The sequence below is a fragment of the Stenotrophomonas sp. 278 genome, from assembly GCF_003935715.1.
Classification (GTDB): domain Bacteria; phylum Pseudomonadota; class Gammaproteobacteria; order Xanthomonadales; family Xanthomonadaceae; genus Stenotrophomonas; species Stenotrophomonas maltophilia_AH.
Map to the genome: position 1 here is coordinate 1 of NZ_RHPP01000202.1, position 3,422 is coordinate 3,422.

Below are 3,422 nucleotides of genomic sequence, written 5' to 3' on the forward strand. Positions count from 1 at the left end.
GGGTGTAAACCCTGGCGATGACCTACTCTCGCATGGCTTGAGCCACACTACCATCGGCGCAGCTGCGTTTCACTTCCGAGTTCGGGATGGGATCGGGTGGTTCCACAGCGCTAATTTCACCAGGGAGACGGTTGGAGCAGCGCTTAGAGCGCCTGTCTCGCATAGATCTTGTGACGTAGCGTGCACTTGGATGCTCTTACGACGCTGTCGTAAAGCCAAGGCAACTTGAGGTTATATGGTCAAGCCACACGGATCATTAGTATCAGTTAGCTCAATGCATTGCTGCACTTACACACCTGACCTATCAACCACATAGTCTATATGGTTCCTTCAGGGGGCTTGTGCCCCGGGAGATCTCATCTTGAGGCGCGCTTCCCGCTTAGATGCTTTCAGCGGTTATCGCTTCCGAACATAGCTACCCGGCAATGCCACTGGCGTGACAACCGGAACACCAGAGGTTCGTCCACTCCGGTCCTCTCGTACTAGGAGCAGCCCCTCTCAAATCTCCAACGCCCATGGCAGATAGGGACCGAACTGTCTCACGACGTTCTGAACCCAGCTCGCGTACCACTTTAAATGGCGAACAGCCATACCCTTGGGACCGACTACAGCCCCAGGATGTGATGAGCCGACATCGAGGTGCCAAACACCGCCGTCGATATGAACTCTTGGGCGGTATCAGCCTGTTATCCCCGGAGTACCTTTTATCCGTTGAGCGATGGCCCTTCCATACAGAACCACCGGATCACTAAGTCCTAGTTTCCTACCTGCTTGATCCGTCGATCTTGCAGTCAAGCACGCTTATGCCTTTGCACACAGTGCGCGATGTCCGACCGCGCTGAGCGTACCTTCGAGCTCCTCCGTTACTCTTTAGGAGGAGACCGCCCCAGTCAAACTACCCACCATACACGGTCCCCGACCCAGATAATGGGCCCAGGTTAGAACGTCAAGCACGACAGGGTGGTATTTCAAGGATGGCTCCACCACAGCTAGCGCCATGGTTTCATAGCCTCCCACCTATCCTACACAGACGAACTCAACGTTCAGTGTAAAGCTATAGTAAAGGTTCACGGGGTCTTTCCGTCTTGCCACGGGAACGCTGCATCTTCACAGCGATTTCAATTTCACTGAGTCTCGGGTGGAGACAGCGCCGCTGTCGTTACGCCATTCGTGCAGGTCGGAACTTACCCGACAAGGAATTTCGCTACCTTAGGACCGTTATAGTTACGGCCGCCGTTTACTGGGGCTTCGATCAAGAGCTTCGCCTTGCGGCTGACCCCATCAATTAACCTTCCAGCACCGGGCAGGCGTCACACCCTATACGTCCACTTTCGTGTTTGCAGAGTGCTGTGTTTTTGATAAACAGTCGCAGCGGCCTGGTTACTGCGGCCCTCTTCAGCTATAGCTCGCATGAGCCACCAAAAAGGGCGCACCTTCTCCCGAAGTTACGGTGCCATGTTGCCTAGTTCCTTCACCCGAGTTCTCTCAAGCGCCTGAGAATTCTCATCCTACCCACCTGTGTCGGTTTACGGTACGGTCTGCGTAAGCTGAAGCTTAGGAGCTTTTCCTGGAAGCGTGGTATCAGTGACTTCGTCTTAAAGACTCGTCTCGGTGCTCGGTCTTAAAGGATCCCGGATTTGCCAAAGATCCAAACCTACCGCCTTTCCCCGGGACAACCAACGCCCGGTACACCTAACCTTCTCCGTCCCTCCATCGCACTTACGCGAGGTGCAGGAATATTAACCTGCTTCCCATCGACTACGACTTTCGTCCTCGCCTTAGGGGCCGACTCACCCTGCGCCGATTAACGTTGCGCAAGGAAACCTTGGGCTTTCGGCGTGCGGGTTTTTCACCCGCATTATCGTTACTCATGTCAGCATTCGCACTTCCGATACCTCCAGCAGACTTCTCAATCCACCTTCGCAGGCTTACGGAACGCTCCTCTACCGCGCATAACAAAGTTATGCACCCCAAGCTTCGGTTCTGTGCTTAGCCCCGTTAAATCTTCCCCGCAGACCGACTCGACCAGTGAGCTATTACGCTTTCTTTAAAGGGTGGCTGCTTCTAAGCCAACCTCCTGGCTGTCTGTGCCTTTCCACATGGTTTTCCACTTAGCACAAAATTTGGGACCTTAGCTGTGGGTCTGGGTTGTTTCCCTTTTCACGACGGACGTTAGCACCCGCCGTGTGTCTCCCATACAGTCCGTCTCGGTATTCGGAGTTTGCAATGGTTTGGTAAGTCGCGATGACCCCCTAGCCATAACAGTGCTCTACCCCCGAGAGGATACATATGAGGCGCTACCTAAATAGCTTTCGAGGAGAACCAGCTATCTCCGGGTTCGATTAGCTTTTCACTCCTAATCACACCTCATCCCCTACCTTTGCAACGGGAGTGGGTTCGGGCCTCCAGTGCGTGTTACCGCACCTTCACCCTGGGCATGACTAGATCACCCGGTTTCGGGTCTACTGCCCGCGACTATGCGCCCTTATCAGACTCGGTTTCCCTTCGCCTCCCCTATACGGTTAAGCTTGCCACGAACAGTAAGTCGCTGACCCATTATACAAAAGGTACGCAGTCACTCTTTCGAGCTCCTACTGCTTGTACGCACACGGTTTCAGGATCTATTTCACTCCCCTCTCCGGGGTTCTTTTCGCCTTTCCCTCACGGTACTGGTTCACTATCGGTCGGTCAGTAGTATTTAGCCTTGGAGGATGGTCCCCCCATGTTCAGACAGGGTTTCACGTGCCCCGCCCTACTCGTCTTCACTGGAATGGCCCTTTTGAATACAGGGCTGTCACCTTCTATGGCCAGTCTTTCCAGACTGTTTTTCTAGAACCATACCAGCTTAAGGGCTAGTCCCCGTTCGCTCGTCGCTACTCAGGGAATCTCGGTTGATTTCTTTTCCTCTGGTTACTTAGATATTTCAGTTCACCAGGTTCGCTTCGAGCAGCTATGTATTCACTGCACGATACCCGCAAGCGGGTGGGTTTCCCCATTCGGACATTACCGGATCAAAGCTTGTTGCCAGCTCCCCGATACTTTTCGCAGGCTGCCACGTCCTTCATCGCCTCTGACCGCCAAGGCATCCACCGTGTGCGCTTATTCGCTTGACCATATAACCGCAAGTTGCCTTCCGGTCATACATGATCCAGGGGTACAAAGCCTGGATACGAATATAACGACTCAATTAATAAGAAGACATTCAAGTCTTCCGCCTTAGCCTCACGACACGTCTGATAGAACATCTCAAACGCTCGCTACGTCACAAGTTTTAAAAGAACACGTACCGGCCACAATGCCGATGCGTAAATCAATTCTTTAGTATGCGTCATTCAGAGAATGGTGGGTCTGGGAGGACTCGAACCACCGACCTCACCCTTATCAGGGGTGCGCTCTAACCACCTGAGCTACAGACCCAAATG

The 3,422-nt window shown here is 53.2% G+C and carries 1 tRNA gene and 2 rRNA genes; all 3 read right to left on the reverse strand.

Features of this window, described 5'->3' with window-relative positions:
• Positions 1–9: 9 nt before the first annotated feature.
• The 3 genes from rrf to EGJ34_RS20250 all read right to left on the reverse strand — a co-directional run bounded on the left by rrf (position 10) and on the right by EGJ34_RS20250 (position 3,417).
• A 5S ribosomal RNA gene (gene rrf, locus EGJ34_RS20240) occupies positions 10–124 on the reverse strand.
• A gap of 111 nt (positions 125–235) precedes the next feature.
• Positions 236–3,113, reverse strand: a 23S ribosomal RNA gene (locus tag EGJ34_RS20245).
• A gap of 227 nt (positions 3,114–3,340) precedes the next feature.
• Positions 3,341–3,417 (reverse strand) — tRNA-Ile (locus EGJ34_RS20250).
• Positions 3,418–3,422: the final 5 nt, after the last annotated feature.